Below are 24482 nucleotides of genomic sequence, written 5' to 3'. Positions count from 1 at the left end.
GCAGAGTCGCAATGATCGGGGCGGAGGCGGGGACATGGAGGCTTTGGCCGTCGTCCTTGAGCGACCGGAGCACTTGGCGCTCAACCGCCTCGCGCTGACGCCCGCGGCCGGAGGTGACGCAGTGGTCGCCGTGTCCTGGAGCGGGATCAGCACCGGCACCGAGCGCCTGCTCTGGTCGGGCCGGATGCCGCCCTTTCCCGGTATGGGCTACCCCCTCGTCCCCGGCTACGAATCCGTCGGTACCGTGATCGCGGCCGATCCGGCTTCCGGGCTCGCTCTCGGCCAGACCGTGTTCGTGCCCGGTGCCCGCTGTTTCGGCGAAGTGCGCGGCCTGTTCGGCGGCGCCGCCTCCCATCTCGTCGTCCCTGCGGCGCGCCTGGTCCCAGTCGATGCCGGCCTCGGCGACCGAGCCTGCCTGATCGCGCTCGCCGCCACCGCCTATCACGCCTTGTCCGGCGTCACGCCCGGCACCGCCAACCTCATTGTCGGTCACGGCGTGCTCGGGCGTCTTCTGGCCCGGCTGACCCTGCTGGCGGGCGGCCAGCCCGTGGTGTGGGAGCGCGATGCCGTGCGGCGAGAGGGTCGCTTCGGCTACCCGGTCCTCGTACCCGAGGACGACACGACCCGCGACTACGCCACCATCACCGACGTGAGTGGCAGCGGCGGACTTCTGGACACGCTGATCGCCCGCCTCGCGCCGCAGGGCGAGATCGTGCTCGCCGGCTTCTACGAGGCGCCGCTCGCCTTTGCCTTCCCGCCTGCCTTCATGCGCGAGGCCCGCATCCGCGTCTCGGCCGAATGGCGCCCGGACGACCTCGCCGCGGTGAGTGCTCTGATCCGGAGCGGCAGCCTGTCGCTCGATGGGCTGATCACCCACCGCCTGTCCGCGGACCGGGCCCAGGAGGCCTATCGCACCGCCTTCACCGATCCGGCCTGCCTCAAGATGATCCTCGACTGGAGGGCCTGCTCATGAACGTCCAGCTGAACAAGGCGTCGCTGAACGCCGCGGAGCGGCTGCGCGAGGAGGCCGCCCGCGAGCCGGATCCCGTCGCCACCGGACCCGTGAAGCGCGAGACCCAGATCGTCGCGATCTATGGGAAGGGCGGCATCGGCAAGTCGTTCACCCTGGCCAATCTCAGCTACATGATGGCCCAACAGGGCAAGAAGGTGCTGCTGATCGGCTGCGATCCGAAGAGCGACACGACCTCGCTGCTGTTCGGCGGCAAGGCTTGCCCGACGATCATCGAGACCTCCACTCGCAAGAAGCTCGCGGGCGAGCCCGTGGCCATCGGCGACGTCTGCTTCAAGCGCGACGGCGTCTACGCGATGGAGCTGGGTGGACCTGAGGTCGGGCGCGGCTGCGGCGGCCGCGGCATCATCCACGGCTTCGAACTGCTCGAGAAACTCGGCTTCCACGATTGGGGCTTCGACTACGTCCTGCTCGATTTCCTCGGCGACGTGGTCTGCGGCGGCTTCGGCCTGCCGATCGCCCGCGACATGTGCCAGAAGGTCATCGTCGTCGGCTCCAACGACCTTCAATCGCTCTACGTCGCCAACAACGTCTGCTCGGCGGTGGAGTATTTCCGCAAGCTCGGCGGCAATGTCGGGGTCGGCGGCCTCGTCATCAACAAGGATGACGGGACCGGCGAGGCGCAGGCTTTCGCGGAGGCTGCGGGCATTCCGGTTCTGGCCTCGATCCCGGCCAACGAGGACATCCGCCGCAAGAGCGCGAATTACGAGATCATCGGCCGGCCCGACGGGCGCTGGGGTCCTCTCTTCGCGGAACTCGCGCAGAACGTCGCCGAGGCCGCGCCGCATCGACCGACCCCGCTCACGCAGGACGGCCTGCTCGGGCTGTTCTCCAGCGCGACGACCGGACGGGACGTGGTGCTGGAGCCCGCGACGCTCGAGGACATGTGCGGGGTCTCGACGCTGGTGAAGCCGTCCCTCGAAGTCGTCTACGACGAGGTCTGAGGCATGGCCGTCTCCCTCGACATCGCAGCCCTTCGCGCCCGCAGCCCGGCGGAAGCCGTCAACCTGGACGCCACCAAGGGCGACGGGCTCGGCTGCCACGCGGGGAAGGACGCGATGCGGGCGGCTGCCGAAGCGGCCGGCATGTCCGAGACACTGGAGCAGCTGCGCCAGGATTATCCGGCGGGACCCCACGACCAGCCGCAGAGCATGTGCCCGGCCTTCGGGAGCTTGCGCGTCGGCCTGCGGATGCGGCGCACGGCGACGATCCTGTCGGGCTCGGCCTGCTGCGTCTACGGGCTGACCTTCACCTCGCATTTCTACGGCGCCCGCCGCTCCGTCGGCTACGTCCCGTTCAATTCCGAGACGTTGGTGACCGGCAAGCTGTTCGAGGACATCCGCGAGGCGGTCCACGCCTCGGCGAGACCCGAGGATTGCGACGCCGTCGTCGTCATCAATCTCTGCGTCCCCACCGCGTCGGGCGTGCCCCTCCGTCTGCTGCCGAAGGAGATCGATGGCGTCCGCATCATCGGCATCGATGTGCCGGGCTTCGGCGTGCCGACCCACGCCGAGGCCAAGGACGTGCTGGCCGGCGCGATGCTCAAATTCGCCCGCGGCGAGGCCGAGCAGGGGCCGGTCCAGGCGCCCCGCGGCGGCCGGTCCGAGCGCCCGAGCGTGGCGCTTCTCGGCGAGATGTTCCCGGCCGATCCGGTGGTGATCGGCGGCCTCCTCGAACCGCTCGGGCTCGCGGCCGGGCCGGTGGTGCCGACGCGCGAGTGGCGCGAACTCTACGGCGCCCTCGATGCCGGTGCCGTCGCGGCGATCCATCCGTTCTATACGGCGAGCATCCGCGAATTCGAGGCGGCCGGCCGCCCGATCGTCGGCTCCGCCCCGGTCGGCCATGACGGAACCGCCGAGTGGCTCGCCGCCATCGGTCGAGCCTGCGACGTGCCGTCGGAGACGATTGCGGCAGCGCAGAACCGGCTGCTGCCGGCCATCCGCGGCGCGCTCTCAGCCATGCCGATCAAGGGCCGCATCACGCTCTCGGGCTATGAGGGCTCCGAGCTTCTGGTCGCCCGCCTCCTCGTCGAGAGCGGGGCCGAGGTGCCTTACGTCGGCACCGCCTGTCCGCGCACGCCCTGGTCCGAGCCGGACCGGGTCTGGCTTGAGGCGCGCGGTGTCACCATCCGCTACCGGGCTTCGCTCGAAGACGATCTCGCGGCCTTCCACGAATTCCGGCCCGATCTCGCCATCGGCACGACGCCGGTGGTGCAGCATGCCAAGGAGCGCGGCACGCCGGCCCTCTACTTCACCAACCTGATCTCGGCCCGCCCCCTGATGGGGGCCGCCGGTGCCGGCTCGCTCGCCCGGGTGATCAACGCTGCGCTCGCCAACAAACCGCGCTTCGACGCCATGCGGGACTTCTTCGAGGGCGTCGGCACCGGGCACGCCGCCGGCATCTGGCAGGAGATCCCGACCCGCAAGGCGTCGCCGAAGGCCGCCGCGCCCCTGAAACCGATCGGGGAGATGGCCTGATGCTCGTCCTCGATCACGACCGCGCCGGCGGATATTGGGGCGCCGTCTACGTCTTCACCGCGATCAAGGGGCTCCAGGTCGTCATCGACGGCCCGGTGGGCTGCGAGAATCTGCCCGTCACCTCGGTGCTCCACTACACCGACGCGCTGCCACCGCACGAATTGCCCATCGTCGTCACCGGTCTCGCGGAAGAGGAACTCGGCCGCCACGGGACGGAAGGCGCGATGAAGCGGGCGCATGCCACGCTCGATCCGGGCCAGCCGAGCGTCGTGGTCACCGGATCGATCGCCGAGATGATCGGCGGCGGCGTCACCCCGGAAGGCACCGGTCTCCAGCGTTTCCTGCCGCGCACCATCGACGAGGACCAGTGGCAAGCGGCCGACCGGGCGATGTCCTGGCTCTGGCAGGAATACGGCGCGAAGCGCTTCGCGAAGAAGGGCATTCCGGCCCGGCCCGAGCGAAAGCGCGGAGAGAAGCCGCGGGTCAACATCCTCGGCCCGGCCTACGGCACCTTCAACATGGCCTCCGATCTCGCCGAGATCCGCCGCCTCGTCGAGGGCATCGGCGCCGAGGTGAACCTGACCTTCCCCCTCGGCTCGCATTTGGCCGACGTGCCGAAGCTCGTGAATGCCGATGCCAATATCTGCCTCTACCGCGAGTTCGGCCGGATGCTCTGCGAGAGCTTGGAGCGGCCCTACCTGCAGGCGCCGATCGGCGTGCTCTCGACGACCAAGTTCCTGCGCTCGCTGGGGGAGATCCTCGGCCTCGACCCGGAACCGTTCATCGAGCGCGAGCGGCACACGACGATCAAACCGGTCTGGGACCTGTGGCGCTCGGTGACGCAGGATTTCTTCGGGACGGCGAGCTTCGGCATCGTCGCCACCGAGACCTACGCCCGCGGCGTACGGCACTTCCTCGAAGTCGAGATGGGGCTGCCCTGCCATTTCGCGTTCAGCCGAAGCGCCGGCACGAAGCCGGACAACGCCGCCGTGCGCGAGGCGATCCGCACGAACCCGCCGCTCGTCCTGTTCGGCTCCTTCAACGAGCGGATGTATCTCGCCGAGGCGGGCGGGCGGGCGGTCTACGTGCCGGCCTCCTTCCCCGGCGCGATCATCCGGCGGCACACCGGAACGCCGTTCATGGGCTATTCCGGCGCGACCTACCTCGTTCAGGAAGTCTGCAACGCCCTGTTCGACATGCTCTTCCACATCCTGCCGCTCGCCCGCGACATGGATGCGGTCGAGGCGACACCCGCGCGAAGCCATCGCGAATTGCCGTGGGACAGTGCGGCGCGGGAAAAGCTCGAAGCCCTGGTCGAGGCGCAGCCGGTGCTGGTGCGTATCTCGGCCGCCAAGCGCCTGCGCGACGCCGCCGAGCGGGCCGCCCGCCGGGCGGCGGCAAGCCACGTCGCGCCCGCCCATGTCGAGCGGGCCCAGGCCGACCTCACGATGGGGCCGCCGCGTGAGCGCCGCTTCCCCCCTCGCATCCCCCTTTCACCGTCCGGCGCCAGCCAATCCCGGACCCATCGCGGAGAGCCCGTCCATGCAACGCTCCCTGACCGCTCCGTCGCGCCAGCACAGCGAGGCGATCCAGTTCCGGATCATCCTGGCGGCGACCTATCCGTTCTTCCTCGCCGCCGCCCTGGTGCAGCGGGTACTCCCGGGTCACGCGGAGCCGCGGCGCGGCCTGCCCGCGATCCGCCGCTCGGTCTTCAGCGAAGCCAAGGCCATGGCGGTCTCGGCGATCCCCTTCGCCTTCATGGGCTAGCCGCATCGGCCAGACGATCCGACGGGCGAAACACACTTCCGTGCGGTGTCACGGGGGATCCTACGCCGCGATGTCATCGAGTTGCGGCGTCACCCGCTGCGTCCCTCAAGGGCGCGGCCCAACCAGCGGAGGTTCAATCGATGGCCAACGGAGTGACCACCGAAAGACCGAGCAGCCTGTCGGGGCTGACGGAACCGGAAGCCAAGGAGTTCCACGCGATCTTCCTGACGAGCTTCATCATCTTCACGGCGATCGCCGTGGTCGCCCACATCCTCGTCTGGCTGTGGCGCCCCTGGCTTCCCGGGCCGAAGGGCTACGCCATGCTCGACGGCGTGACGCAGGCCGCGCACGGCTTCGTCTCGATGATCGTCTGAGGAGGCTCGCATGCACAAGGTTTGGCTTCTGTTCGATCCGCGCCGCACGCTGGTGGCGCTCTTCACCTTCCTGTTCATCCTGGCGCTGCTGATCCACTTCATCCTGCTCAGCACCGACCGGTTCAACTGGCTGGAAGGCCCGAAGGACGCCAAGGCGGCCGCCGCCCACAGTCTCGTCCTCCCGACCATGCCGGGCTGACACGACACCTCCGCCGCGGACGGGCCTCGCCTGCCCGCGGCATTCCCTCTCCGACCACCCGGGAGGAACCGCCCCATGGCGATGCTGAGTTTCGAGCGCAAATACCGGGTCCGCGGCGGCACCTTGCTCGGCGGCGACCTTTTCGATTTCTGGCTGGGCCCGTTCTACGTCGGCTTCTTCGGCGTCACGGGGATGTTCTTCACGGTGCTCGGCACCGCGCTGGTCATCTACGGCGCCGCCATCGGCCCGACCTGGAACATCTGGCAGATCAACATCGCCCCGCCGGACCTGAAATACGGATTGGCGCTGGCGCCCCTGAAGGAGGGGGGCCTGTGGCAGATCATCACCTTCTGCGCGGTCGGGTCGTTCTCGTCCTGGGCCCTGCGCGAGGTCGAGATCTGCCGCAAGCTCGGCATCGGCTACCACGTGCCGTTTGCCTTCTCGGTGGCGATCTTCGCCTACGTGACGCTCGTGGTGATCCGTCCGTTCCTGATGGGTGCCTGGGGCTACGGCTTCCCCTACGGCATCCTCAGTCACCTCGATTGGGTGTCGAACACCGGATACCAGTACCTGCACTTCCACTATAACCCGGCGCACATGCTCGCGGTGACGTTCTTCTTCACCACGACCTTCGCGCTGGCGCTCCACGGCTCGCTGATCCTGTCCTCGACCAATCCGCCCAAGGGCGAGACCGTCAAGACGCCGGAACACGAGGACACCTATTTCCGCGACACGATCGGCTACTCGATCGGCACCCTCGGCATCCACCGGCTCGGCCTGTTCCTGGCCCTCTCGGCGGGCTTCTGGAGCGCGGTCTGCATCGTCATCAGCGGCCCGTTCTGGACGCAAGGATGGCCCGAATGGTGGGGCTGGTGGCTCAACCTGCCGATCTGGCGCTGAACCGACCTCGTCGGCCGGCGTCCGCGCCGGCCGCTTCATCCGTGGAACGATCGATCGACGGGCACGAGGGTCACCTCGGGCGACCGTAGGTCCAGGGAGGGAGAACCCGTGGCCTACTATCAGAACATCTTCACCGCGGTTCAGGTGCGCCCGCGCGAGCCGGAACACGGCATCCCGGTGGCCGTCGACAACCGCGTCGGCCGACCGTTCAACAGCTACCTGTTCGGCCTCATCGGCAATTCGCAGGTCGGGCCGATCTACGGTGGCTATCTCGGGGCGCTGTCGCTGACCTGCGGGCTCATCGCCTTCGAGATCATCGGCCTCAACATGCTGGCCTCCGTGAACTGGGACCCGATCCAGTTCGTGCGTCAGCTACCCTGGCTGGCGCTGGAACCGCCGCTGCCTAAGCACGGGCTCAAGGTACTTCCGCCGCTGAACGAAGGGGGATGGTGGCTGATCGCCGGCTTCTTCCTCACCGCCTCGATCCTGCTGTGGTGGGTGCGCATGTACCGCCGCGCGAAGGCGCTGGGACTCGGCTCGCACACCGCCTGGGCCTTCGCCGCAGCGATCTGGCTCTATCTCGTGCTCGGTTTCATCCGCCCGCTGATGATGGGCTCGTGGAGCGAGGCGGTGCCCTTCGGCATCTTCCCGCATCTCGATTGGACCGCTGCGTTCTCGCTCCGTTACGGCAATCTGTTCTACAACCCGTTCCACATGCTCTCGATCGCGTTCCTGTACGGATCGACGCTGCTCTTCGCCATGCATGGCGGGACGATCCTCGCGACGAGCCGCTACGGCGCGGAGCGTGAGATCGACCAGATCGTCGACCGCGGCACGGCCACCGAGCGCGCTGCGCTGTTCTGGCGCTGGACCATGGGCTTCAACGCCACGATGGAATCGATCCACCGCTGGGCGTGGTGGTTCGCAGTGCTGACGACGATCACCGGCGGGATCGGCATCCTGCTCACCGGCACGGTGGTCGACAATTGGTACCTCTGGGCGGTCAAGCACGGCGTCGCACCGGCCTACCCGCAGGTCTACGGGCCGATCACCGATCCGCTGAGCACGCCGGGAGGGACGCCATGAAGACCCTGCTCCTCGTCGCGGCGGCGGTGGTCGCCGCGTTCCTCACCATCGCCCAGTTCGGCACCGCCGGCTGGACCCGACCGCCGATCCTGGCCCAGCAGCACGGCTTCCGCGGCACCGGCATGGATCAGATCCAGACCAAGGCGGGGGCGGCCGCGCTCAAGGCCGCCAACGTCGCCCCGGATCCGGCCGAACCGGTGGAGCAGGGCAGCGAGAAGGCCGGGACGACCTACGAGAACGTCCAGGTGCTCAAGGACGTCAGCGTCGAGGAATTCAACCGGTTGATGACCTCGATGACCGAGTGGGTCGCGCCCGAGCAGGGCTGCACCTACTGCCACAACACGGAGAACATGGCCGACGACAGCCTCTATCAGAAGAAGGTCGCCCGGCGCATGATCCAGATGGTGCAGCACATCAACACCAGCTGGAAGGAGAAGCATGTCGGCGAGGCGGGCGTGAACTGCTACACCTGCCACCGCGGACAGCCGGTGCCGAAGAACATCTGGTTCGAGAACCCGGGTCCGAACTACAAGACCGCGTTCACGCCGCGCAACAACGGCCAGAACATGGCGTCACCTTCGGTCGGCCTCGCCTCGCTCCCCTACGACACCCTGAGCGAGTTCTTCGGCAAGAAGGACGTCGACGAGAACCTGATCCGCGTGAACGCCACGACCGCTTTGCCCGAAAGCAAGGGCAAGCCGATCCAGGCCGCGGAGAAGACCTACGGCCTGATGATCCACATGTCGTCGGCGCTCGGGGTGAATTGCACCTATTGCCACAACACCCGGGCGATCTCGAACTGGTCGCAGAGCACGCCGCAGCGCACTCTGGCCTGGCACGCGATCCGGATGGTGCGAGACCTCAACGGCAACTACATCGAGCCGCTGACCTCCACCTTCCCGGCCAACCGCCTCGGACCCACCGGCGACGCGCCGAAGCTCAACTGTGCCACCTGTCATAACGGCCAGAGCAAGCCCCTTGCGGGTGCCCACGTGGTCGAGACCTACCCGGAGCTCACGCAGGTGACGGCCGATGCGGCGGCGACCCAGGAACCCGGCAAGGCTCCCGCCCAGGAGCCGACAAAGGAGCCGTCTCCGAATCCGCCGCAATAGGCAATTCGGCGAATTGAACCAGGCACTCGTTCATTGCGCCGCCGGCCCGTCTCCTCGGGCCGGCGGCATTTTTCATCACACCCAAGCCGCGAAGGCAGACAACTTTCCGTGTTAAGTGGCCACGTGTCACATCACCCGGATCTGTTCAATGGCTTCCTATAGAGCATAAAATCGGTGGACAGCTGGATCGCACTATCCGAATACATAGATCTTTGTTTTTGTTACAAATAAGTATATTTTTTCCAATAGATGTTATCACCAGATTATTGCATAGTCGTGGACGTTCATTGACATATGAGATAAACTAAGACCCTTACACTATATGAAATTATAGAACTCCGCCAAATCAGCTGGATATTTCTATATACAATAAGAATTGTGCCGGTGTGCGCAAGCCTTGATCGCGGCAACATTGCTCATCGGCGCGATACGCAGAGCCATCGCTTAAATTTGGACGCATTTACGAATATGAAGGCTGGACGTCCGAAGCATTTGGGCGGCGCATGCCACGACGGTGGTGGGGCGTACGCCGGAGGACGGGGGGCCAGAGCGGTGAATCGAGGGCGCGACCACAACGAGATCGCTGCCGCATTGAGGCAGTGCAAGGCGGCGTTCATCGGCGTCGCCGTGATGAGCGGCCTCGTCAATATCCTGTACCTCACCGGCTCGTTCTACATGCTGGAGGTCTATGACCGCGTGATCCCGAGCCGCAGCGTGCCGACGCTGATCGGCCTCAGCGTACTCGCCCTCGTACTGTACGGCTTTCAGGGCGTGCTTGAGGCGATCCGCTCGCGCATCCTCGCGCGGATCGGCGCTGCGCTCGATGAATCGCTGAGCGCGAGGGTCTTCGACATCATCGTCCGCGCACCGCTGAAGGGTGCGATACCCGGCGACGGTCTGCTTCCCCTGCGCGATCTCGATCAGATACGGAGTTTTCTATCGGGAACCGGCCCGTCGGCGTTCTTCGACCTGCCGTGGATGCCGATCTATATCGGCATCTGCTTTCTGTTCCATCCCTATATCGGCATCGCGGCGATTGCCGGCTCGCTGATCCTGGCGGGCCTCACGTTCCTGACCGACCGGGCAACCAAGGCCCCGACCCAGGCCGCTACGGGACACGGCCTCCGCCGCAACGGGCTCGCCGATTCGAGCCGTCGCAACGCCGAGGTCTTGGCCGCGATGGGCATGCAGCAGCGCCTGGCTGCCCGCTGGGCCCTCGCCAACCGCGAATACCTTTCCGCCAACCAGACCGTGGCGGATGTCGGCGGCGGATACGGTGCCGGCTCCAAGGTGTTCCGCATGGCCCTGCAATCGGGCGTGCTGGCGCTCGGCGCTTGGCTCGTCATTCATGCCGAGGCCACCGCCGGCATCATCATCGCCGGCTCGATCCTCGTCTCCCGCTCCCTTGCGCCGGCGGAACTCGCCATCGGCAATTGGAAGGGGTTCGTTGCCGCCCGTCAGAGCTGGCGCCGTCTCACCGATCTCTTCGCCAAGCTGCCCGCGACCGAGCAGCCGCATACTCTGCCGGCTCCGACCCAGACCATGGCGGTGGAGGGTGTCAGCGTCGCTCCGCCCGGCACTCCGCGCGTCGTCGTTCAGGATGTCAGCTTCACGCTGGAAGCCGGCCAGGGCGTTGGCGTGATCGGCCCGTCGGCCTCCGGCAAGTCCTCCCTGGTGCGGGCGATCGTCGGCGTGTGGCCGCCGATCCGCGGCAAGGTGCGCCTCGACGGCGCGGCGCTCGATCAGTGGTCGAGCACCGACCTCGGCGTCCATGTCGGCTTCCTCCCGCAGGAGGTGGAGCTGTTTGCCGGAACCGTTGCCGAGAATATCGCGCGGTTCGAGCCGAACGCGCCGTCCGAACTCGTCATCGCCGCGGCCCGCGCCTCCGGCGTCCATGACCTGATCCTGCGCCTGCCCGAGGGCTACGACAGCCGCATCGGCGAGGGCGGAGCCGGCCTCTCTGCCGGCCAGCGCCAACGCATCGGACTGGCGCGCGCCCTCTACCGCGACCCGTTCCTCGTGGTGCTCGACGAGCCCAACGCCAACCTCGACAGCGAGGGCGAGAACGCACTGACCCAGGCGATTCTCAGCGTCCGTCAGCGCGGCGGCATCTGCATCGTCGTCGCCCACCGTCCCAGCGCCTTGGCGGCCGTCGATCTGATCCTGATGCTGGCCGATGGGCGCGCCCAGGCCTTCGGGCCGAAGGACGAGGTGCTGAAGCGCGTGTTGCGTCCGGCGCCCGCGCCGGTGGCGGCACCGGTCGCCGCGCAGCAGGTCGCCAAAGGCAACATTCCCGGCATGCAGGAGAGCGCCTGATGTCCTCGAGCCTCGCTCCGATGGTCGGCCTCAATCCGGCTCTGCCGCGACCGACCGCTCTGGGTTCGATCCGCCGCCATCTCGCGGTCGCCCTCGGCCTCGGCGTCGCCCTCGTCTTCGGCATCGGCGGCTGGGCGACCTTCACCCATGTCTCGGCCGCGGTGATCGCACCGGGTCAGCTCGTCGTCGAGACGGATGTGAAGAAGGTCCAGCATCCGACGGGGGGCGTCGTCGGTCAGCTCCTCGTGCGCGAGGGCCAGAAGGTGTCGGCGGGCGATGTCCTGATCCGCCTCGACGAGACGCAGACCCGAGCCAATCTCGACATCGTCCTGAAGGCCATGGACGAACTCGCCGCCCGCCAAGCCCGGGACGAGGCCGAGCGTGACGGCCACAAGACCATCGCTTTCCCCGATGAACTTCTCTCGCGGCTCAACACCGACCCGACAGTCGCCCGCCTCATCGACGGCGAAACGCGGCTGTTCGTCTCCCGTGTCGCCGGTCGCGAGGGCCAGAAGGCGCAGCTGCGCGAGCGCGTTCAGCAGCTTCGCCAGGAAATTCTCGGCCTCACCGATCAGGCGGCGGCCAAGGACCGTGAGATCGTCCTGATCGGCCAGGAACTGAAGGGCGTGCGCGAGCTCTATTCCAAGAATCTCGTGCCGCTGTCGCGCGTCACGGCGCTGGAGCGCGACGGCGCGCGGATCGAGGGCGAGCGCGGCCAGCTCATCGCTTCGACGGCCTCGGCCCGCGGCAAGATCGCCGAGACCGAGTTGCAGATCTACCAGATCGACCAGGAGATGCGCACCGAGGTCGGCAAGGATCTGGCCGATATCCGCGGCAAGTGGTCGGAACTGCGCGAGAAGCGTGTCGCTGCGGAGGACCAGCTCAAGCGCATCGACCTGCGCGCACCCCAGGACGGTTACGTCCACCAGCTGACCGTGCACACGATCGGCGGCCTCGTGACGCCGAGCGAGCCGGCCATGCTGATCGTCCCCACCGCCGATCAGCTCCTCGTCGAGGTCAGGGTGCAGCCCCAGGATATCGACAATGTCCGTGTCGGACAGAAGGCGACCTTGCGCTTCTCCGCGTTCAACATGCGCACGACACCGGAGGTCGACGGACAGGTCATGCGCGTCTCGGCCGATGTGACCACGGATCCCAAGACCGGGATGAGCTATTACACCGCCCGAATTCGCATCGACGACGGCGAGAAGAACGCTCTCAACGGTCTCCGGCTCGTGCCCGGCATGCCGGTGGAATCCTACACGCAGGTCGGCGAGCGCTCGGTATTGTCCTATCTGGTGAAGCCGCTGACCGACCAGCTGGCGAAAGCGTGGCGCGAGCGCTGAGGCGACACCTTGCCTGCGAAGGCTTTTGTCTGATATGGCGGCGGCCTTCCCGCGATGTCATGAACCGCCATCGCCGGAGTGCCGTCCGCGGCGCTCCGTTCCGAGAAACACTTTCTGACAACAGGCGGCCGGTCTCGATCCGTGCCGACGTGAGACCGATGAAGATTCGCAACTCGCTCAAGTCGCTGCGCGGCCGTCACCGCGACAACCAACTCGTGCGCCGCAAGGGCCGGGTCTACGTGATCAACAAGACCCAGAAGCGCTTCAAGGCCCGCCAGGGCTGATCGGCCGCGCCGCCGCCCGCTGCGGGCGCGGCGCCCGGGCGCGTTGACGCCCCCGGCGACCGGGTGGATGCTGGCGACATGCCTGCCCACCCGCTCCCGAGCCTGACCCTCCTCCTCGCCCTGATCCTGGCGGGGACAAGCGCGTCGGCCGCGCCGGCCAATCCCGAACAGGGCAGGCGAGAGCAAGCGGAGAAGGAGCGCAAGGCGCCACCTCCCGTCAGCCTCGACGATCTGTACAAGCGCTTGAAGGAATCGGACGACGAGGCCGAGTCCAAAGCCATCGCCACATTGATCGAGCGCCGCCTCGGCCGCTCCGGAAGCGCGACGGCCGACCTCCTCTCCGACCGCGCCCGCCAAGCCATGGCCGGCAACGAATTGCCCCTCGCCGTCGAATTGATGGACCGGGCCGTCGCTCTGGAGCCCGACTGGGCCGAGGGCTGGAGCCGTCGGGCCACGTTGTTCTGGCGGCTATCCGATTCGGCGAGTGCCATCGCCGATCTTCAGCGCGCCCTCGTGCTGGAGCCGCGCCATTTCGAGGCCTGGGCGGCCCTCGGCAAGCTCTACCTCGCGGCGGACGACAAAGGCCGGGCCATGGACGCCTTCCGTCGCGCGGAATCGCTCTATCCCCGCTGGGACGTCCTCAAGAAGGCGATCGACCGCTTGCGGCCCGAGGTGGATGGTCGCGACCTCTGATCCGGTCGCCGTGATCCGTGTCTGACCCCTTCGTCATCCTGCGCTTCGCCGCCGGCTTCCTGGCCTTGGCCGCCGGCCTAATCATCCTCGTGCTCGGTCTTGCCGCTGCCGCAACGCTGCTGATCGCCGCCAGGGTCGAAGCGCGCCATCCGCCGGCCGTGCATCGGATTCCCGTTCCAGGCGGGTCGGTCGCTTATCTCGAGGATGGCCCGCGAGACGGCCCACGGGCAACGATCGTGCTGCTGCACGGCGCATCGGCCAATGCCCACGACCCGATGGAAGGCGTCGGCCGGCACCTTGCCGCTGCCGGATTCCGCGTCGTCTCCTTCGATCGTCCCGGCTATGGCGGCAGCGATCGGCTTGCCGGGGCCGAGGCCGCGACGCCGGCCTTCCAGGCCAGAATGCTGGCCGACGCCATCGACCGGCTCGGCCTCGGACCGGTGATTCTCATGGGCCATTCATGGTCCGGGGCACTGGCTCTGCGGATGGCCCTCGATCGGCCGAAGGGCATCGCCGGTTTGGTTCTCGTCGCACCGGTCGCCATGCCGTTCCCGCCGATGCCCCTCCCGTGGTGGGCCGACCTCGCGCTGAAACCGCCGGTGACATGGCTGCTGACCCACACAATCGCGGTACCCCTCGGCCTGTATTACCTGCCCGGCGTTGCCCGTGGGGTGTTCCGGCCCGAGCCGCCGGTGGAGGATTATGTCGAGAAGAGCCGCGCCGCGCTGATCCTCAGACCGGGATCAGCGCTCGCCAACATCCAGGATCTGGCCGGCCTGCCGGCGGCTCTGGCGCAGCAGGCGCCGCTTTATGCCTCGCTCCGAGTACCGACCGTGATCGTGACCGGGGAGGGCGATCCGGTCGTCGTCACGGCGAAGCAGGCGGAGCCGTTGAGCCGTGCCGTGCCCGGCGCGCGCCTCGTGGTGCTGCCGGGCGCAGGGCACATGATCACCTACACCGCCCCCGACGCCCTGGTACGGGAGACGGAGGCGCTGCTCGAGCGGCAGTGAGGTTTACGCCTGTTCGGCGTGCTCCCGGGTCACAAAGGCGATGCGCACCATGTTGGTCGCGCCGGGAATGCCGAAGGGCACGCCCGCGACGACGATGACCCGGTCGCCGAGTTCGGCAAAACGTTCGCGCACGGCGAATTTCGCCGCCCGGAACGCCATGTCGTCGATGTCGCTCGCATCCTTGGTGACGATCGGGTGCGTGCCCCAGACCATGGTGAGCCGGCGGGCCGTCTCGCGCTTCGGCGTCAGCGCAATCACACTGGCATTCGGCCGCGAGCGGGCGAGGCGCTGGACCGTCGAGCCCGAATGGGTCCAGGCCATGATGGCGCGCAGGCCCAATGCTTCGACGATCTGGTGGGCGGCCGCCGCGATGGCGTCCGAGGCGGTCGGCTCGGGGGCGGTGCGCTGCGCCGTCAGGATCGACCAGTAGAGCGCGTCCCGCTCCACCTGCTCGGCGATGCGGCTCATGGTGGTGATCGCCTCGACCGGGAAGGCGCCGGCTGCGCTCTCGGCCGAGAGCATCACGGCATCCGCGCCCTCGTAGACGGCGGTGGCGACGTCCGACACCTCGGCGCGGGTCGGCACGGGCGCGGTGATCATCGATTCGAGCATCTGCGTCGCGACGACGACCGGCTTGCCGAGACGACGGGCGCCGCGGGTGATGCGCTTCTGCACGCCCGGCACCTGCTCCAGCGGCATCTCCACGCCGAGATCGCCGCGGGCGACCATGATGCCATCGGAAATCTCGATGATCTCGTCGAGGCGTGTGAGCGCCTGCGGCTTCTCGATCTTGGCCATGACCAGGGCGCGGCCAGCAGCGACCTTCTTGACCTCGGCGACATCCTCGGGACGCTGAACGAAGGATACGGCGATCCAGTCGGCACCCGCGGCGAGGCCGGCTTCGAGGTCCGCCCGGTCCTTGTCCGTCATCGCCGGCACCGGAATGACCGTCTGGGGCAGCGACACGCCCTTGCGGTTCGAGATGCGGCCACCGACCTCGACGCGCGTGACCGCACGGCCCTCGCTGACCTCCGTCACGATCAGGCGCAGCTTGCCGTCGTCGATCAGGATGGTGTGCTCGGGCTCGAGCGCCGAGAGTATCTCCGGATGGGGCAGGAAGACGCGGTGCACATCGCCTGGGGTCGGATCGGAATCGAGCACGAAGCTCTGCCCGTTCTCCAGCTCGGCCGCGGTATCGACGAAGGTGCCGAGCCGCAGCTTCGGGCCCTGGAGATCGACCAGGATGCCGATCGGCCGCTTCGCTTCACGCTCGATCGTGCGGATCACCTCGATCCGCTCCGGCAGCTTGGCGCGGTCCAAGTGGCTCATGTTGATGCGGAATACGTCCGCGCCGGCCTGGAACAGCTTGGTGATCATCTCCGGCGTGTCGGAGGCCGGCCCCAGGGTTGCGACGATCTTGGTACGGCGCGAGCGCTTCAATCCAGCCTCCATGACCCGCTGGACCCGCCGGTCGCGGGAGCGCGAGGGCGGGAACGGCCCGGCTGCCGCGCGGCGAGATGGGGCGCTGGCGGCCGGACGGGGGCTTCCGGCGCCAGAAGCATCCCTGAGCCCTACAGGTCAAGGTCGTCCTGCCAAGCGCAACGGCCGCCCATTTTGCCAGTCATCGGCCGCCGACAATCGGCAGTCGAAACATTCGAATGTTCAGCGTCCTGGCCGGTGGGACCGGCGTGCACCGCAACAAGAGGCAGGCGGTCGCTGCGTGTTGCTTCGTTGCCATAGGCAGCGTGGCCGTAAGGCTGCTACGGTTACGCTACGATATCAGCTCTGCAAGGCGGCACCTCGTGATCAAAGCTTTCCTCCTCGGCGGCGCAGCGGCGCTCGCGACCTCCGCGGCCCTGGCTGCCGACCTGCCGCGCCGGGCCGAGCCGCCGCCGGTCTTCTCGCCGGTTCCGGTCTTCACCTGGACCGGCTTCTACGCCGGCCTGCATACCGGCTACGCCTTCACCGACAACCCGAACATCCGCACGGTCGGCAATCAGGCCGGCACGGCTCTGAACGTTGCCAACAACTTCCGCCCCGCCTCGCTCAAGAGCGAAGTCGACGGCTTCTCGAAAATCGGCGGCGGCTTCGGCTATAACCTGCAGTTCACGCCCGGCTCCGGCTTCGTCGTCGGCGCGGCGTTCGACATCACGTGGACGGATCTGGAGAAGAACCGCGGCTTCCTCGGCTCGCCGAACACCGTCGGCGGCCTGTTCCCGGCCACGCCGAACGCCAGCGTCTACACGCAGAACCTCGACTATCTCGGCACCGTGAACGGCAAGATCGGCTACGCCTTCGATCGGTTCCTCGTTTACGGGACCGGTGGTCTGGCCTTCGGTCAGGTTGCCTACGGCGCCTCCTTCTTCGGCACCGCCGCGCAGGGCCAGCCTCTGCAGTTCGTCGGCGGCTACGACAAGCAGTTCGAGACCGGCTACAACTACGGTGGCGGCATCGAATACGCCATTCCGGCCGAATCGTTCCTCAACTACTTCGCATTCGGTCGCTTCCTCGGCATCAAGTCCGACGTGACGATCAAGGCGGAATACATCCGCTACGATCTCGGCGGCCGCAGCATCGTCGTGCAGGGCGTCCTGCCCGGCAACGCCGCCACCAGCTACACCTCGACCTTCAAGACCGAAGGCAGCCTGATCCGCGCCGGCTTCAACTACAAGTTCAGCGCCTACTGATCGGCTTCCGCTTATTCAGCGAGAACGAACGGGCGCCCCTCGGGGCGCCCGTTCGCGTTTCAAGGGGACTCGCCTGGATCGAACGGACAGGGTGAATTCGCGCGCCCGTCGATGGCAAGGTCAGCGCCGTTTGTCCGCTGAAGCTATCCCGAACAGCGTGCCTGGGGCTTCGGCGCCGCCATCCCTCATGGCTTCTTCTTCTTGTTCTTCTTCTTGGCGCCGTCCTTCCGTTCCTTCTTGCCCTCAGCCTTCGTGTCCGCGGCGGCAATCTTCGTCTCGACCGGCGCATCGTGATCCACCCCGTCCCACGTCGCGGCGAAGGGGCGGCTCACGAGGGCCCTGGGTGGCGGGGCCGGAGGTGAGGTGGGCTCGGTTGGAGCGGTCTCGCCGCGGCGCAGCGGTGCTTCCCCGGCCGCAAGCGCGGCGAGGCGACGACGGTGCCAGCCGGGCGTTGCCTCTTTCAAAGTCGGATGATGGGGATCGAGGCGGGTGACCACCGCCTTCACCTCCGCATCGGTCAGGCCGTCGGCGATCAGGGCGAAGGCTTCCGTACCGATCACGTCCCGGATGAGGCGAAGTGCCGGGACCTTCAGGGTTCGGGCCTTGAGCTGACGCATCACGAGGGAACGGGCGGCCTTCGGCACCTCGGCGCGGATATCGGGGAAGGCTTCCGGTGCCGAGGCCATGGCCTGCAACACCGCGTATCCGTCGACATCAAGCGCCATGGAGGATGTCCTTCACTTCCGCGACGAGGGGGATCAACACGTTCGGCACATGCGCGCCGTACTTGGCCGAGAAGGTCGGCGGCGTCCCGCCGACCGGGACAAGGGCATCGGCGAGTGCCGCAGCCTGGGGTATGCGGGTATCCAGCAGGCGAAAGCCTGCATCCGCCGCCGCCGCCTCGGCGACGAGCCGGGCGAGCGTCTGCTGATGCTGGCGCACCTGCGCCTGATAGCGGGTGACGAGCACATATGGCTCGCTCTTGGGGCGGATATGGCTGCCCTGGCGTCCGCTCCGCCGCCAGATCGTCTCTACGAAGGCGTTCAGGCCGTAAGTCGAGAGGAAATCGGGGATCGATGTGACGAGGACGAGGTCGGCGGCGCGCACCGCGACCTCGGTCATCGGCGAGATGCCGGGCGCACAATCGAAGAAAACGTAATCGTAATCCTGAACCAGCGGCGCGAACTCGTCCTGGAACAGCGTCCAAAGCCGAGCCTCGATGTCGTGCATCGAGAACTTCCGCTCGGTCAGCTCGTACAGGATCTCCCGCTCGACCAGTCGCAGATGCGGACCGGAGGGTAGCAGCGCGAGTTCCAGCGGCCGGTTCTTGTGCATGGTCAGGCTGACGCCGGGCTGAATGCGGGCGCGCAGATCGGGCTTGTGCCGGGTGATGAGCTTGAGGGCGAGATAAGCCTCGAGCGTCCGCCCGCGGCCGATCATCTGCGCCAGCAGGTCGTCGCCCGCGAGACAGACCGAGACGGAGGCCTGCGGATCGAGATCGACCACGAGAACCCGGGCCCCGTCGGCGGCAAGCGCCTCGGCCAGCATCACGACCGTCGTCGTCTTGCCGACGCCGCCCTTCATGTTGGCGACCGCGATCAGCTTGCCGCTCACGAACGCGCCCTCCCACGTTTCTCGGTGCCGACATCGGCGCAAGGCAAGACAGACATATGTCAGCCTTCGTCTTCACGCAGCGATGCAGAGCCCGACCGATCTCGATCAATCCACAGCGGCATCCCCCCGCGACCGGCGCAGATCAACACGTTGACGTGCGCAGGCGGGGGGGAACTACTGAGACCGGGGCCGATTGGTGCCGTGATCGGCATCTTGGCCGAATCGCGACGGAGACCGACGCCTGTGATCTTTCCGGCCACCACCGCCTTCTATGCCGGCCTGCTCGGCCTGATCTATGCCGGGATGTCCGGCTGGGTGATCGGTGGACGGCTGACCGGCAATGTGTTGTTCGGCGATGGTGGACAGGACAGCCTGCAGCGGCGCATCCGCTCCCACGCCAATTTCATGGAATACGTGCCGATTACCCTTCTGCTGATCGCCCTCTACGAGGCGGGCGGGGGCGCGCAAGGTTGGGTACGCGGCCTCCTGATCGTGCTGGTGATCGCCCGAATCCTGCACCCGATCGGCATGTTCGCCGCCGCGAACACGCCGCGCCAGTTCGCCTGCCGCGGCGTCGGCATCCTTGCAACGCTCGCGGTCATGACGGTCGCTTCGATTCTGCTGTTGCTGCGGACCGCCTGAGGCTCTCTCGGTCTCGCCCCTGCCATGCTGGGCTGAGAATGACCGCGGCTTTCGTGCTGCCGCCTGGTCCGCGCGCCTCGCTCGGCCAAGGCGTCACGCAACGCGTCTAGGCAAGATCGCCGGCGGCGCCTCGTCGGTAGTCAGGATCAGATCGGCCTTCGCCCCAATCCGGTGCGAGGTATGATCGCCACCCGACAGCTTAGGCGTGAGTTGCCCATCCTGGCGGAACTGTTCCGATCAGCGACGGGCACTGGAGACGCTGACACCGAACCAGGCCGCCGTCGAGCGGCTTCCGCTGGCTCATCCAGATCGTCTTCGGCCTGTCGATCGCGTTCGCGGCCAGCTCCTTCTTCCTGTCGTTCTTCTTGTTCGGCGATGGGGCACTGATCTGATGGCCGGCGCGGTGCCGGGTTTCGCCGTCCCCGTCCACCGCGCGCTGACCGAGCATATCCTGCTCGGCGGCTTCTCCGCGGACTCGCCATCCTCAACGGAACACCGGGGGCGGCGCTCGGCCTGCGCCGCTGGCTGGTCGGCCTTGCCGTCTGGGCGGGGTCGGCCATGTCGCGGCGGTGTGGGCGGGAAAGCGCGACCCGTTGTTCGTCGATGTGGTGCGGCGGCATCTCCACATCCCCGGCTATCTCGGGGGCTAACCATGCTTGTCTTCGATCACGCTTGCCGGTCGCGTTCCGGTAACCTCTACGAACCGCAAGAGGTAGCCATCGGGGTCCTGCACGAGCACTTCGATCTGACCGTGCTCGATGTCGCCATCGCGATACCAGGCTTCACTGGCTTCGCGGAAAGGGCGGATACCGGCAGCTTCCAGACGACCGAGAATCGCAGCGATGTCCGCTACCTCGATCTGGAGGTTCAAGCCCCTACCGAATGGGGCATGAAGGGGTCCCGTGATCCAGCACTCCGCATGCCGCTCTTCAAGCATGAGTTGCGCGCCGTCGAGATCAAGATAGACGAAACCATCCTCCGGTCTGGCGAAGCGAACCGAGAACCCGATCAGGTCGCAGTAGAAATGCTGACTTCGCGCGAGGTTCTCGCATATGAACTCAGGCACCAAAGGCGCCCATCCCTTATCGTTCACGACCACTCCCCGTCCCACGTGGGGAGCGGAGTATGCTGAACCTGCGGGAGCTCCGAAACCGGGCACAGCGCCTCGCCAACTTCCTTCCTTGGTTGGCGCTAGAGCTGCACCCGAGCGTGTTGGGGCGGCTCGGGGTATGACGCATACTTCAATCCCATCGAGCAAATCTTCGCCAAGTTGAAGGGCCTGCTCCGAACCGCTGCGGCCCGCCCTGGCCCAGATCTGTGGTACACCATCCAGCAGGCCTTCACTCACTTCACAGCTGCCGAATGCCGCAACTGCATCGCTGCCGCCGGTTACGATACCGACTTGGCCTTTGCTACGTGAGCGGGCACGGCTCTAGTGGCTTGACCGGGGTCGTCGAGTTGCACGTGGCAATGAGATCATCGTTAGACCGCGGGTTCAGAGAGACGGCTGACGGCCCGCCCTACTCGGCGCCAGCGAACATCTCGTCAAACGAGTAGCCGGACCCGCGCACGGTCCGAATCGGATCGCTCTGGCGGGGACGGTTGATCGCCTTGCGCAGGCGGCCGACATGCACGTCGACGGTGCGCTCGTCGATATAGACGTCGTGGCCCCAAACGCCGTCGAGCAATTGCTCCCGCGAGAAGACCCGGCCGGGGCTCTGCATGAGATATTCGAGCAGCTTGAACTCGGTCGGCCCGAGATGGATCTCGCGCCCCTGGCGGCGGATGCGATGGCTCACCCGGTCGAGCTCGATATCACCGGCGGTCAGCATGTCGGCGACGTGGGTGGGCTTGGAACGGCGCAGGAGCGCGCGCACCCGGGCGAGCAGTTCCGGCACCGAGAACGGCTTGACCACGTAATCGTCGGCTCCAGTCGACAGGCCGCGCACCCGGTCGGCCTCCTCGCCGCGGGCGGTGAGCATGATGACCGGGAGCCGTTCGGTCTCGCGGCGGGCACGGATGCGCCGGCACAGCTCGATCCCCGACAGGCCGGGCACCATCCAATCGAGCAGCACGAGATCGGGGGTGGTCTCGTGCAAGCGAAGATCGGCCTCCTCGCCGCGGCTCGCGACATCCACCACGAAACCTTCGGCTTCGAGGTTGTAGCGCAGAAGCGTGGTCAGCGATTCCTCGTCCTCGACGATCAGGATGCGCGCGCTCGTCATCGCCCGTCTACCCATTCGCATGCATCGCCTCGGGCCTTGTCCGTCACCGTGACGGTGCCGGAGCGGCGCGCGGGAATCCAGTCCCGCCGCAGGGTCATGCCCTGCGAAGACGATTCTTGCCTCATTCTACATTCCAACCGGTCGCGGGTTCAGGCGCCCGGCACGACCGTCGCGTAGTTCGACGCGTCATTCTTGGGTCGCTCACCGGCGGGGGCCTCGCCGGTGGCGAGATAATGGATGGTCTCGGCGACGTTGGTGGTGTGGTCGCCGATGCGCTCGACGTTCTTGGCGCAGAACAGCAGATGCGTGCAGAACGAGATGTTGCGCGGATCCTCCATCATGTAGGTCAGGAGTTCGCGGAACAGCGAGTTGTAGAGCGCGTCGATGGCACCGTCGCGCTCCCACACGTCGTGCGCGGCGGTCGTGTCTCGGCTCGAATAGGCATCGAGGACGTCCTTGAGCTGTTCCTGCACGAGGTCGCTCATGTGCTGGACGCCGAGCACGATCTTCTGCGGCTGGGCCTGATCGCTGATCGCGACGACGCGCTTGGCGATGTTCTTGGCGAGATCGCCGATCCGCTCCAAGTCGGCGGCGACGCGGATGCCGGAGATGGTCTCGCGCAGGTCGATGGCCATGGGCTGACGCCGGGCGATCAGCAGCACCGAACGCTCCTCGATCTCGCGCTGCAACACGTCGAGGCGCTTGTCGGCGGCGATCACCGCCTGGGCGAGGGCGGTATCCCGGCGCACCAGCGCCTCCGTGGCCTCCGAGAGCATCTTCTCGGCCACGCCCCCCATCTCGGCGATGGAGCGGCGCAGGTTCTCGAGGTCGTTGTCGTAGGACGAGACGATATGTTCGGACATCTTCGGACTCTCCGGTCGGGCGTTGCCGCCCGTCGCCTGGTCGATGGGTTGCGCGGGCGGGCCGGTCAGCCGAAGCGGCCGGTGATGTAGTCCTGCGTCTGGCGCTTGGCCGGGTTCATGAAGATCTTCGAGGTCGCGTCGAACTCGATCAGCTCGCCGAGATACATGAAGGCGGTGAACTGTGAGATGCGCGCGGCCTGCTGCATGTTGTGCGTCACGATGACGATCGTGAACTCGGACCGCAATTGCTCGATCAGCTCCTCGATGCGGCCCGTCGAGATCGGATCGAGGGCCGAGGTCGGCTCGTCGAACAGGATGACCTCCGGACGCTGGGCCACGGTGCGGGCGATGCAGAGGCGCTGCTGCTGACCGCCCGAAAGGCCCATGCCGGACTGCTTGAGCTTGTCCTTCACCTCGTCCCACAGCGCGGCCTTCCGGAGCGACTGCTCGACGCGCTGGTCGAGTTCCGCCTTCGGCAGCTTCTCGTAGAGCCGAAGGCCGAACGCGACATTGTCGTAGATCGACATGGGGAAGGGCGTCGGCTTCTGGAAGACCATTCCGACCCGCGAGCGCAGCTCGTTGAGATCGATCTTGGGGTCGAGGACGTTCTGCCCGTCAAGCAGGATCTGACCCTCGGCCCGCTGCTCCGGATAGAGGCTGTAGATCCGGTTGAAGGTGCGCAGCAGCGTCGACTTTCCGCAGCCCGAGGGGCCGATCAGCGCGGTGACCTGCCGGTCGCGGAAGTCGAGATTGATGTTCTTCAGGCCGTGGAACTGGCCGTAATAGAAGTTCAGGTCCTTGACGGCGATGCGGACCGCCGCGGCGTGATCGGCCGGGTTGCGGCCGTCGAGCTGGCTGCGGATCGCGGGGGAGGCGCTCATCGGAGGTCTCTCGTGGGGTAGGAGGTCGGGACTGTGGCCGCGCGACGGTCAGCGCTGCCGCTGTTCCTTGATCACGAAGCGGGCCGTCACGGAGAGGGCCAGGATGGTGACGGTGATGAGCAGCGCCCCGGCCCAGGCGAGACTCTGCCAGTTCGGGTAGGGCGAGAGGGCGAACTGATAGATCATGACCGGCAGGTTCGGCACGCCGCCGAGCAGATTGGCGTTGAACCACGAATTGTTGTTGAGCGCGGTGAAGAGCAGCGGGGCGGTCTCGCCGGCGATGCGGGCAAGCGCCAGGATGATGCCGGTGACGATGCCCGCGGAGGCCGCCCGCCAGGTGATCGCCCGGATCACCAGGGAGCGGGGGGCACCGAGCGCCGCACCGGCCTCCCGCATCGGACCCGGCACGAGGCGCAGCATATCCTCGGTGGTACGGACGATGACCGGCACGGCGATGATGGCGAGCGCCACCGCGCCGGCCCAGCCGGAATAGGTCCCCATCGGCCGCACCATCAGGGTGTAGACGAACAGGCCGATCAGGATCGACGGTGCCGAGAGCAGCACGTCATTGAGGAAGCGGATGACGTCGGCGATCTTTGAGGTCTTGCCGTACTCGGCCAGGAACGTCCCGGCCATCAATCCGATCGGCGTGGCGATGACGATGCCGATGAAGGTCATCACGAGGCTGCCGAGGATGGCGTTGGCGATGCCGCCGCCTTCCGAGCCGGGGCCGGGGGTCGGCGCGGTGAGGAGGGTCGGGGTGAAACCCTTCACACCCTCGACGATCAGCATCAGCAGGATCGAGCCGAGCACGACGATGCCGAGCAGGGTGGCGAGGGTGCTGGCCACGATCAGGATCCGGTCGGCGACCCGGCGGCTCGAGCGCACACGACTGACGGCGGGCGTCCGGCCGGTCGCGGTGATGGGGTTGGTGGCGTCCATGGTCGGCGCTCGTCCCGCTTGAGGCTCAGGCGAT

General features: G+C 67.1%; 24 protein-coding genes and 4 pseudogenes. 20 read left to right on the top strand and 8 right to left on the bottom strand.

The window, feature by feature from the left end; all coding sequences use genetic code 11:
- The first annotated feature begins 34 nt into the window (after positions 1 to 34).
- The 15 genes and pseudogenes from bchC to MFF26_RS12920 all read left to right on the top strand — a co-directional run bounded on the left by bchC (position 35) and on the right by MFF26_RS12920 (position 14594).
- Positions 35 to 973, top strand: coding sequence for a chlorophyll synthesis pathway protein BchC (gene bchC / locus MFF26_RS12990; RefSeq protein WP_137828906.1), 939 nt, complete (start codon positions 35 to 37; stop codon positions 971 to 973).
- Positions 970 to 1974 carry a chlorophyllide a reductase iron protein subunit X gene (locus MFF26_RS12985; RefSeq protein WP_137828905.1) on the top strand — a complete coding sequence of 335 codons (1005 nt, stop codon included), beginning with the start codon at positions 970 to 972 and terminating at the stop codon, positions 1972 to 1974. The genes bchC and MFF26_RS12985 overlap by 4 nt, the downstream gene beginning before the upstream one ends.
- A 3-nt stretch (positions 1975 to 1977) precedes the next feature.
- Complete coding sequence (bchY, locus tag MFF26_RS12980; RefSeq protein WP_137828904.1) at positions 1978 to 3507, top strand: chlorophyllide a reductase subunit Y; 1530 nt, start codon at positions 1978 to 1980, stop codon at positions 3505 to 3507.
- Positions 3507 to 4961: pseudogene (gene bchZ, locus MFF26_RS12975) on the top strand (chlorophyllide a reductase subunit Z); the annotation flags it as partial. The gene bchY and the pseudogene bchZ, both read left to right, overlap by 1 nt.
- 88 nt (positions 4962 to 5049) lie before the next feature.
- Complete coding sequence (locus tag MFF26_RS12970; RefSeq protein WP_137828902.1) at positions 5050 to 5274, top strand: hypothetical protein; 225 nt, start codon at positions 5050 to 5052, stop codon at positions 5272 to 5274.
- A gap of 140 nt (positions 5275 to 5414) precedes the next feature.
- Positions 5415 to 5648 carry a light-harvesting antenna LH1, beta subunit gene (gene pufB / locus MFF26_RS12965; RefSeq protein WP_137828901.1) on the top strand — a complete coding sequence of 78 codons (234 nt, stop codon included), beginning with the start codon at positions 5415 to 5417 and terminating at the stop codon, positions 5646 to 5648.
- A 10-nt stretch (positions 5649 to 5658) separates the two neighbouring features.
- Positions 5659 to 5847: a light-harvesting antenna LH1, alpha subunit gene (pufA, locus tag MFF26_RS12960; protein ID WP_137828900.1), complete on the top strand. Its 189-nt coding sequence runs from the start codon at positions 5659 to 5661 to the stop codon at positions 5845 to 5847.
- 75 nt (positions 5848 to 5922) lie between these two features.
- Positions 5923 to 6747: a photosynthetic reaction center subunit L gene (gene pufL, locus MFF26_RS12955; RefSeq protein ID WP_137828899.1), complete on the top strand. Its 825-nt coding sequence runs from the start codon at positions 5923 to 5925 to the stop codon at positions 6745 to 6747.
- A gap of 108 nt (positions 6748 to 6855) precedes the next feature.
- Positions 6856 to 7833, top strand: coding sequence for a photosynthetic reaction center subunit M (pufM, locus tag MFF26_RS12950; protein WP_137828898.1), 978 nt, complete (start codon positions 6856 to 6858; stop codon positions 7831 to 7833).
- Positions 7830 to 8945 (top strand): photosynthetic reaction center cytochrome PufC, encoded by a 1116-nt coding sequence (gene pufC / locus MFF26_RS12945; protein ID WP_238308083.1) that lies wholly within the window; start codon positions 7830 to 7832, stop codon positions 8943 to 8945. The genes pufM and pufC overlap by 4 nt, the downstream gene beginning before the upstream one ends.
- A 591-nt stretch (positions 8946 to 9536) precedes the next feature.
- Positions 9537 to 11261 (top strand): type I secretion system permease/ATPase, encoded by a 1725-nt coding sequence (locus tag MFF26_RS12940; protein ID WP_373324469.1) that lies wholly within the window; start codon positions 9537 to 9539, stop codon positions 11259 to 11261.
- Positions 11261 to 12607 carry an HlyD family type I secretion periplasmic adaptor subunit gene (locus tag MFF26_RS12935; RefSeq protein WP_137828895.1) on the top strand — a complete coding sequence of 449 codons (1347 nt, stop codon included), beginning with the start codon at positions 11261 to 11263 and terminating at the stop codon, positions 12605 to 12607. The genes MFF26_RS12940 and MFF26_RS12935 overlap by 1 nt, the downstream gene beginning before the upstream one ends.
- A 158-nt stretch (positions 12608 to 12765) precedes the next feature.
- Entirely contained in the window at positions 12766 to 12891 is a 126-nt protein-coding gene (gene ykgO, locus MFF26_RS12930) for a type B 50S ribosomal protein L36 (protein ID WP_003601867.1), read from the top strand.
- Positions 12892 to 12969: 78 nt separating this feature from the next.
- Positions 12970 to 13584 (top strand): tetratricopeptide repeat protein, encoded by a 615-nt coding sequence (locus tag MFF26_RS12925; protein WP_137828894.1) that lies wholly within the window; start codon positions 12970 to 12972, stop codon positions 13582 to 13584.
- 17 nt (positions 13585 to 13601) lie between these two features.
- Positions 13602 to 14594 carry an alpha/beta fold hydrolase gene (locus tag MFF26_RS12920; protein WP_137828893.1) on the top strand — a complete coding sequence of 331 codons (993 nt, stop codon included), beginning with the start codon at positions 13602 to 13604 and terminating at the stop codon, positions 14592 to 14594.
- Between the two features lie 3 nt (positions 14595 to 14597).
- On the opposite strand, the gene pyk is transcribed toward MFF26_RS12920, so the two are convergent.
- Complete coding sequence (gene pyk / locus MFF26_RS12915) at positions 14598 to 16034, bottom strand: pyruvate kinase (protein WP_137828892.1); 1437 nt, start codon at positions 16032 to 16034, stop codon at positions 14598 to 14600.
- Positions 16035 to 16396: 362 nt separating this feature from the next.
- On the opposite strand from pyk, the gene MFF26_RS12910 reads away from it, so the two are divergent.
- Positions 16397 to 17281 (top strand): outer membrane protein, encoded by an 885-nt coding sequence (locus tag MFF26_RS12910; RefSeq protein WP_137828891.1) that lies wholly within the window; start codon positions 16397 to 16399, stop codon positions 17279 to 17281.
- Positions 17282 to 17466: 185 nt separating this feature from the next.
- On the opposite strand, the gene MFF26_RS12905 is transcribed toward MFF26_RS12910, so the two are convergent.
- Together MFF26_RS12905 and MFF26_RS12900 are read right to left on the bottom strand one after the other, a co-directional pair.
- Positions 17467 to 18006, bottom strand: a complete 540-nt coding sequence (locus tag MFF26_RS12905; RefSeq protein ID WP_137828890.1) for a hypothetical protein — start codon at positions 18004 to 18006, stop codon at positions 17467 to 17469.
- The gene (locus MFF26_RS12900; RefSeq protein ID WP_137828889.1) at positions 17996 to 18895 is read right to left on the bottom strand and encodes a ParA family protein; all 900 of its coding nucleotides are present in this window, start codon (positions 18893 to 18895) and stop codon (positions 17996 to 17998) included. Before MFF26_RS12900 ends, MFF26_RS12905 begins: the two co-directional genes overlap by 11 nt.
- A 243-nt stretch (positions 18896 to 19138) precedes the next feature.
- Between MFF26_RS12900 and MFF26_RS12895 the strand changes: the two genes are divergently transcribed.
- The 3 genes and pseudogenes from MFF26_RS12895 (at position 19139) to MFF26_RS12885 (ending at position 20187) form a co-directional block, all read left to right on the top strand.
- Positions 19139 to 19537, top strand: a complete 399-nt coding sequence (locus tag MFF26_RS12895; RefSeq protein WP_137828888.1) for an MAPEG family protein — start codon at positions 19139 to 19141, stop codon at positions 19535 to 19537.
- Positions 19538 to 19818: 281 nt separating this feature from the next.
- Positions 19819 to 19929: pseudogene (locus MFF26_RS12890) on the top strand (TrbC/VirB2 family protein); the annotation flags it as partial.
- A pseudogene (locus MFF26_RS12885) lies at positions 19929 to 20187 on the top strand (VirB3 family type IV secretion system protein). The pseudogenes MFF26_RS12890 and MFF26_RS12885, both read left to right, overlap by 1 nt.
- Here MFF26_RS12885 and MFF26_RS12880 read toward each other — a convergent pair.
- Positions 20184 to 20630 (bottom strand): bleomycin resistance protein, encoded by a 447-nt coding sequence (locus MFF26_RS12880; protein WP_137828887.1) that lies wholly within the window; start codon positions 20628 to 20630, stop codon positions 20184 to 20186. The pseudogene MFF26_RS12885 and the gene MFF26_RS12880 sit on opposite strands and share 4 nt — an antisense overlap.
- Before the next feature lie 135 nt (positions 20631 to 20765).
- Here MFF26_RS12880 and MFF26_RS12875 point away from each other — a divergent pair.
- A pseudogene (locus MFF26_RS12875) lies at positions 20766 to 20957 on the top strand (IS630 family transposase); the annotation flags it as partial.
- A gap of 100 nt (positions 20958 to 21057) precedes the next feature.
- Here the strand turns inward: MFF26_RS12875 and phoB are convergent.
- The 4 genes from phoB to pstA form a co-directional block, all read right to left on the bottom strand.
- Positions 21058 to 21762 carry a phosphate regulon transcriptional regulator PhoB gene (phoB, locus tag MFF26_RS12870; protein WP_137828920.1) on the bottom strand — a complete coding sequence of 235 codons (705 nt, stop codon included), beginning with the start codon at positions 21760 to 21762 and terminating at the stop codon, positions 21058 to 21060.
- Between the two features lie 149 nt (positions 21763 to 21911).
- A complete protein-coding gene (gene phoU / locus MFF26_RS12865; RefSeq protein ID WP_137828886.1) occupies positions 21912 to 22625 on the bottom strand; it encodes a phosphate signaling complex protein PhoU in 714 nt (237 codons plus the stop codon).
- Positions 22626 to 22690: 65 nt separating this feature from the next.
- Entirely contained in the window at positions 22691 to 23506 is an 816-nt protein-coding gene (gene pstB / locus MFF26_RS12860) for a phosphate ABC transporter ATP-binding protein PstB (protein WP_137828885.1), read from the bottom strand.
- 48 nt (positions 23507 to 23554) lie between these two features.
- A complete protein-coding gene (pstA, locus tag MFF26_RS12855) occupies positions 23555 to 24448 on the bottom strand; it encodes a phosphate ABC transporter permease PstA (RefSeq protein WP_137828884.1) in 894 nt (297 codons plus the stop codon).
- Between the last annotated feature and the right edge of the window lie 34 nt (positions 24449 to 24482).

Source organism: Methylorubrum suomiense (genome assembly GCF_022179765.1).
Taxonomy (GTDB): Bacteria; Pseudomonadota; Alphaproteobacteria; order Rhizobiales; family Beijerinckiaceae; genus Methylobacterium; species Methylobacterium suomiense.
This window is presented reverse-complemented; position numbering and strand designations above follow the sequence as displayed.